Origin of the sequence: Microcoleus sp. AT3-D2 (genome assembly GCF_036705715.1) — a bacterium.
GTDB lineage: Bacteria > Cyanobacteriota > Cyanobacteriia > Cyanobacteriales > Microcoleaceae > Microcoleus.
Genome location: NZ_JAUBVE010000001.1, coordinates 261200 through 267617, shown reverse-complemented (window position 1 = coordinate 267617; position 6418 = coordinate 261200). Strand labels below are relative to the sequence as shown.

The window sequence follows — 6418 nt, the reverse complement described above, 5'->3', positions numbered from 1 at the left end:
ATTCCAGAGCACTGGATTTTTCGGCTAGCTGCTGCTGCAAAGATTTGATCGAACTCGATTTTTCGGCTAGCTGTTGCTGAAACTCGTGTTCCCGGTGGTCTTTTTCAGCGAGTTGCTGCTGCAAAGATTCGATCAAACTTTCGCGTTCAGCCAACTGCTTCTGTAAACTTTCGTAACTTGACTTCGCTACAGTTTCCTGCAATTGGCTTTCGAGATTTTGCTTTTCGGTAGCGAATTGCTTCTGTAAACTTTCGATCGAACTTTCGCGTTCAGCCAACTGCTTCTGTAAAGCTTCGTAACTTTCTTGCAGCGGATTTGGCTGTACGTTCACCGAGTCCAATTGAGTTTCTGCCGTTCTAGCGTCTTTAATTTCGCTTTCTTCGGCTGTTTCCCCTTCCAAGTCAGCGGCTTCTACCTCCGTTTCTTCACCTTTTTTCCAAGTGACAGTAACTTCCGTCTTGTCCTTAGAAATATCCAGAGCGCCTTGTGCCAAGCGTTCTAGGAGTTCCGACCTTGATATTCCGAGCTTTCGAGCGATCACGTTCAATCGATCGGCACTAGAAGAAGTCAGCGAAAGTCCGACTTTGACTTTACTTTCTGAATTGGAACTAACTACATTGCGATTTTTTTTGACCATTGGCATTTTCCTCATGCCAACCTACACTTATTAGTATAGTGGCTGAAGCTTGTATTAAAATTAATTCTTGTTACTTACCAATTGTGCCAGCTTGCGTTCCCAATTGAACAAAAAGCCGTGAATGTATTCTTCGATCCATTCCTCCCCGTAGAACCGCCTGAACATTTCCTGACCCGGGGTTTTTTCGGCAAGATACCGCAGATAGCACAGTTGAGCTTGTAAGGCGTTGTTTTAAAGCGAAGCTTCCAAAGTCGCACCTGCAACCCGATGATCTCGATCTTTTGCCAAATAGCTCACAGCAGCGCGAGCTTGAGGATTGTCAAATTTGCTCAGCGCGCGAGCAACTCGCAGCCGAATTCCCCAGTTATCCGAACTTACTAGAGGTAATAATTGCTGCAATGCCTGTTCTTGCTTCGGGGTATTTGCCAGCAGGCCCAATCCGTCAATTGCTACTTCCTGAACTGGTAAATCTTCGCCGCCAAGACCGATCGCACAAATTTCAAATACTGCATCAGGACACTGCATTTCGTACAGCGGAGCCATAATGCTGCGCCGAACGAGCCAATTGTCATCGCGGCGAAAAGCTTCGACTAAATGAGAAATTGCCTCGGTTCCGAACCTTGACAAAGAGTTAGCGGCTTCGGCGCGCACGTTCGGATCGCGATCGAACTGCATCATTTTTAACAGCGCCGCAAAAGCTTCCGCAGTTTGAATCTGCCGCAATCCCATCGCCACACACGATCGCACGATAAACTCGCGATCGTCCACTTTGCTCAGCAACATCGGCAGCGCCACCGCAGAATCGCACTTTCTCAGAGCCGTTACCCCCCGCAGCCTGTCTTGAGAATCCGAACTTTGCAGCGCTGCTTGGATTTCGCTAATTTTCATAAGCCAATTATAAATTTTTGTTACGTTTCTTTACAATTTTAGCAATTATTCCCGGATTTGGGGCAGATCAAAAAAATCACTGCTGAATAAGAAATTTTGTGGGTATTTAAGCGAAGTTTTGTATTAGTAATGAAGGCAATCAGTACCCTATTTATTTGAGTATGCGGAGGCATAATTTATTTTTTTAAATAGGTTTTTACAGCAGATTTTTTACAAGCAGCGGCTTGGGCGTCGTGAACAATATAATCATTTTTAACCCCTATTTTTGGAGGTAAAAGCGCAATTTAAAACCGTAATTTTTGCGCGCATAAAACCCCAAATGATTGGAAATTGGACGTTGCTGCATGGGAATTTTATTCTGAATCGGAGCATTCAACAGTTTGGCTCCTGACGGCGATGCTACTGCAAAAGTTACCGACCCGCCACCATCTAAATTTAGCACTGTCTCGGCTCCTAACTGCATCAAAATATCAGTTATTTCGCTCAATTTCAGCCCTTCACTGTAAAGCCTCTGCTTGCCGTCTGCCAGAATTAACCACAACTTGTCGCCTGTTTTGTCGATCGCCGCGACGGCACGGGGATATGGCTTATCCTGTTTGCGTTCTTCCTGACTTTGTGCTACGGGTTTGCCATTTTTTACCAGCAAAGTATCTCCGGCAACTGCATAGGCTGTTCCCGCAGGACAAGTGCCTTTTTCGATTATTTGAGCGCGGTTTTTCGCATCAAAACAAAGGGCGGGAAAGCCTGGATTTGGTTGAGAATAAGCTTGGCTTTTGGCAATGGCGTGTCCGACATTATTTACTCGATCGCCACTGCGGGGATAGTAATCCCAAGGTGCTTTCTCGATGCAGGGATAAAAAAAATTGCCGTTGACGGCTAATTGCAATTTAAATTCTTTCAGGAATTCAGTAGCGGTGCGGGCATTGGTTTCTGTTAAATCGGGTGTTGGGTTTCCGGGAGTGACAAAAATTCCTATTCCCGGCGCTTTTAGATCGATGCTAACAATGTGAATTAGGGTGGGACGCGGATTAGTCCGAAATTCCCTGCGGTAGGCTATTCCTTGAAAGAGCGATCGGGCTTCGTTTGTTTGTTGGGGACGCAAAAAGTAGGGGATGTTGTAGAGTAGTATTGGTGCGAGCAATATTCCGAGACCGAGAATATGCCAAATTTGTTTGATAGTGGGCCGATAAGTCATACCATTTTAGATTTTAGATAGGGGACGGGAACACTGACATATTTATAGATTTTCAAGTATCCTATACTAATATGAACAATTCTGATTTCAATAATTTTAGCAATCAAATTTTACGAAATCGATCGTTCCAAGGACAAGTTCTTAACGGTGCTGATTTCAGCGGTGCGGATGTTCGAGGCTGCAATTTTAGAAATGCTCAGTTAGCGGGTGCGAATTTTCTCGGTGCGAAAATCGGGCTTTCTCGGCGACAGATAGCTGTTTTGAGTGCTGGGGCGATCGCCATTTGTTTGGTTGTGGGCGATGTTCTGACTCGACTGATTTTGGGAACTCAAGGACAAGTACCGGGCTCTCGCAGTTGGCCTTTTGTTCTGTTGCTGTACGGGGTTTTGAGCGGTGCTGGTTTCGCTTCGGCGATCGCCAGCAAACAGCCAAAAACCTCCAAAGCGGGTAGATTGGCACGAACAATTTCTGCTATTCTATCAGGAGCTTTGTTGGGATTTTTCTATGCTGGCACTGCAACTAATAATAATTCCCAGGCTGCTCTTGCTGGAATGTCGATCGGCGGGGTGTTAATGTTTTTTGTGAATTCCCGGATTCGTAGCCAATTTGCACAGGTGGCGATCGCATCGGCTGGAAGTGTGGCGACTTACGCAGCGGCTTTTTTGTTCAGTGCAACGGCGAGCACTTTTCTTAGCACTCACAAACTGTTTTGGGGTATGTGTTTCGGTTTGGTGTCGCTACTGTATCTTTGGTTTGCGTTTGTGTCTTTCTCGGCTATTGTTCGAGAGATTGGAAATGGTGAGGGTACTTCGTTCAGAGGGGCAAATCTCGCTGATGCTAAGTTCGATATAAATTACCTCAATCTAAAATCTAAAATCTAAAATCTAAAATCGATTGACTGATATTCAAACAGGAATTGAGCCAGCAGAAAGCGACGCTTTGCTGCAAACGATGAGAGAGCAAATGGCCCTGGCAACTTTCAATCCCAGCGACAGCGAACTGCTCAAAAAGATTGTCGAATGTATGGGAGATTCGCAGGAAATGGTGAGGCTGAGTTTAGCTGATACACCCTATCGCTGGCAATTGGTGTAGGTCACTATGGTTTTCTACTATTGGCATTATATCTGGGCGTTTATTCTCGGCGCCATCGCCCTAATTTACACTCAAAAATATAAAAGTGATCGCCCTTGATTTTTATAAAAGAATTCAAGGGCGATCGCTCTAATCAAAGTATTTATCTCATATCAGAGATTTTTGTTGCAAGCTGTTTTTTTTGCCTGAACAGCTTATTTAACGGAGAGGGAGGGATTCGAACCCTCGTTAAGTTGCCCTAAACACACTTTCCAGGCGTGCGCCTTCAACCGCTCGGCCACCTCTCCAGGGCTAAATTAATTCATTTAGCCACAGCTAAACTATCTTAGCAGAACAAATCTGATTTGGGAAGGGGTAACGACATAAATTTGCTGTTTAATGTGGGTAGGGTGTCAAACGGGCAGGCCGGATTCTCCTCCCTGTGTCGCAAACCCATTCATTTCAAGGATCTTGCCCCGAAAACCCCAATCTAAAATCTAAAATCTAAAATCTAAAATTCCATGACTCACTCTTACACAATTAAAATTCATAACAGACAGACAGGCGATCGCCACACTGTGCGAGTACCCGAAGACCGCTACATCCTGCAAAGCGCCGAAAACCAAGGAGTAGAATTGCCCTTTTCCTGCCGCAACGGCGCTTGTACCGCCTGTGCGGTGCGCGTCAAGTCGGGGGAACTGCACCAGCCAGAAGCAATGGGGCTTTCTGTGGAACTGCAAAAAGAGGGTTATGCCCTGCTGTGCGTCAGCTATCCCCGTTCCAACATCGAGGTAGAGACGCAAGACGAAGACGAAGTGTACGAACTGCAATTCGGTCGCTACTTCGGCAAAGGTAAAGTTAAAGCCGGTTTGCCGTTGGATGAAGAGTGAGGGAATTTGATAAATAATCAACTACCAATTATCCATGCTTTATCGATTATGTGCGATCGCCCTTTGTCTGTTGCTAGCTAGCTGCCAAAAACCAGAAATGCCGCAAGGTACGATCGCCAAAGTAGAAAGGGCCATCAGCGGCCAAACAATCGAAGTTATCAGTACAGCCGACAAAATAGCCTTATTAGAACAAATCAGGCTGATTGGTATTGATGCGCCGGATTTAAAACAGCAGCCTTGGGGAGAAGCAGCCAAACAAAGACTAGAACAGCTAACTGTGGGAAAACAGGTATTGTTAGAATCAGACATCGAAGAGAAAGACCAGTTCGATCGCAAACTAGCCTATTTGTGGCAAGATAAAATTTTGCTCAACGAACAGCTAATCAAAGAAGGTTATGCCCTGGCCTCAGTGCGATCGCCCAACACCAAATATCAGCAGCGACTCATCAACGCTCAAGAATGGGCGAGACTTATGGGTAAAGGCCTGTGGAATCCAGAACGAGCTTTGCGCCAAACTCCCGCAGAATTTCGCCAGCAAAATCGGAAATAGTCAGTTGGGAATTGGGAATTGGGAATTGGGAATTGGGCATTGGGCATTGGGCATTGGGAATTGGGCATTGGTTATTTGTGGGAGTCATTGGTGATTGCTTATTCGTTCATAAGGTTTGTAGTGAGGAGTGAAGTCCTCAGCTCTAAAATCTACGAAAATAATGACTTCAGTCCTTACTACGAACCTGTTTGATTGTGGGAGATTCACAAAACACGATCTAACAACTAACAACTAACAACTAACAACTGACAACTGACAACTGACAACTAACAACTGACAACTAACAAATGACTGACAATCAACTGCAAAACTTCTTAGAAATAGCCACCGAAGCAGCCCTAGCCGCCGGTTCCGTCCTGAAATCTTTCTGCGGAAAACTAGAAAAAATTCAAGAAAAAGGGCGATCGGGCGATTTAGTCACAGAAGCCGACAAAGCCTCAGAAGTCGTCATCTTAGAAATTCTGGGCCGCCACGTACCCGACCACGCCATCCTCGCCGAAGAATCCGGCAAATTAGGGGATGCTAGCAGCAAATACCTGTGGGCGATCGACCCTTTGGACGGCACAACCAATTATGCTCACCAATATCCTTTTTGGGCCGTGTCGATCGGACTTTTAATCGACGGCATACCACAAATTGGAGTAATTTACGACCCTTTTCATAACGAATTATTTCGGGCAGGCAAAGGATTGGGAGCAACCTGCAACCGTTCGCCGATCGAAGTTTCCCAAATCTCAGAATTGAGAACCAGCTTGCTAGTCACTGGCTTTGCATACGATCGGCGCGAAACAGCAGACAATAACTATGCCGAATTCTGTCACCTCACCCACCTCACCCAAGGCGTGCGGCGCAGCGGTTCCGCATCCCTAGACCTCGCACACCTCGCGATGGGGCGATCGGACGGATACTGGGAACGGGGACTCGCCCCTTGGGACGTAGCAGCCGGTGTACTCATCGTCTCCGAAGCCGGAGGTCAAATTACAGCTTATGACGGCAGTGCCTTTGAGATGAACTCGGGTCGGATTTTGGCCACAAACGGCAAAATACACGCCGAACTCAGTGGCGCACTGCTAGCCGTTCCTCCCTTATCTTCTTGGAAGTAGCGCCCCCCAGCAATAGATCGGGGGTAGTACGGGGGTCACAACCCCTTGACTCAAGCTACATTAAAGAATAGTGAAAAGCCAGGA

At 46.3% G+C, this 6418-nt stretch carries 8 protein-coding genes, 1 tRNA gene and 1 pseudogene; 5 read left to right on the top strand and 5 right to left on the bottom strand.

The genetic code is table 11. The features are described from left to right. The 4 genes and pseudogenes from QUB44_RS00990 to QUB44_RS00975 form a co-directional block, all read right to left on the bottom strand. Window positions 1–637: ribbon-helix-helix protein, CopG family (locus tag QUB44_RS00990; protein WP_333361984.1), on the bottom strand; the 637-nt coding region annotated here is incomplete at its 3' end. 60 nt (window positions 638–697) lie between these two features. Further along, window positions 698–850 (bottom strand): annotated as a pseudogene (locus QUB44_RS00985) (hypothetical protein); the annotation flags it as partial. Window positions 851–868: 18 nt separating this feature from the next. After that, complete coding sequence (locus QUB44_RS00980) at window positions 869–1525, bottom strand: HEAT repeat domain-containing protein (RefSeq protein ID WP_333361981.1); 657 nt, start codon at window positions 1523–1525, stop codon at window positions 869–871. A gap of 259 nt (window positions 1526–1784) precedes the next feature. After that, entirely contained in the window at window positions 1785–2720 is a 936-nt protein-coding gene (locus tag QUB44_RS00975; protein WP_333361978.1) for a phosphodiester glycosidase family protein, read from the bottom strand. A 71-nt stretch (window positions 2721–2791) separates the two neighbouring features. Between QUB44_RS00975 and QUB44_RS00970 the strand changes: the two genes are divergently transcribed. Beyond that, a complete protein-coding gene (locus QUB44_RS00970) occupies window positions 2792–3601 on the top strand; it encodes a pentapeptide repeat-containing protein (protein ID WP_333361975.1) in 810 nt (269 codons plus the stop codon). A 13-nt stretch (window positions 3602–3614) separates the two neighbouring features. Continuing rightward, complete coding sequence (locus tag QUB44_RS00965) at window positions 3615–3812, top strand: hypothetical protein (protein ID WP_333361972.1); 198 nt, start codon at window positions 3615–3617, stop codon at window positions 3810–3812. Between the two features lie 202 nt (window positions 3813–4014). Here QUB44_RS00965 and QUB44_RS00960 read toward each other — a convergent pair. Further along, window positions 4015–4099, bottom strand: a tRNA-Ser gene (locus tag QUB44_RS00960). 213 nt (window positions 4100–4312) lie between these two features. On the opposite strand from QUB44_RS00960, the gene QUB44_RS00955 reads away from it, so the two are divergent. The 3 genes from QUB44_RS00955 to QUB44_RS00945 all read left to right on the top strand — a co-directional run bounded on the left by QUB44_RS00955 (window position 4313) and on the right by QUB44_RS00945 (window position 6334). Continuing rightward, the gene (locus tag QUB44_RS00955; RefSeq protein WP_172186552.1) at window positions 4313–4681 is read left to right on the top strand and encodes a 2Fe-2S iron-sulfur cluster-binding protein; all 369 of its coding nucleotides are present in this window, start codon (window positions 4313–4315) and stop codon (window positions 4679–4681) included. A gap of 34 nt (window positions 4682–4715) precedes the next feature. Further along, window positions 4716–5231 carry a thermonuclease family protein gene (locus tag QUB44_RS00950; RefSeq protein ID WP_333361969.1) on the top strand — a complete coding sequence of 172 codons (516 nt, stop codon included), beginning with the start codon at window positions 4716–4718 and terminating at the stop codon, window positions 5229–5231. Window positions 5232–5518: 287 nt separating this feature from the next. Beyond that, complete coding sequence (locus tag QUB44_RS00945) at window positions 5519–6334, top strand: inositol monophosphatase family protein (protein WP_333361966.1); 816 nt, start codon at window positions 5519–5521, stop codon at window positions 6332–6334. The last annotated feature ends 84 nt before the right edge of the window (window positions 6335–6418 follow it).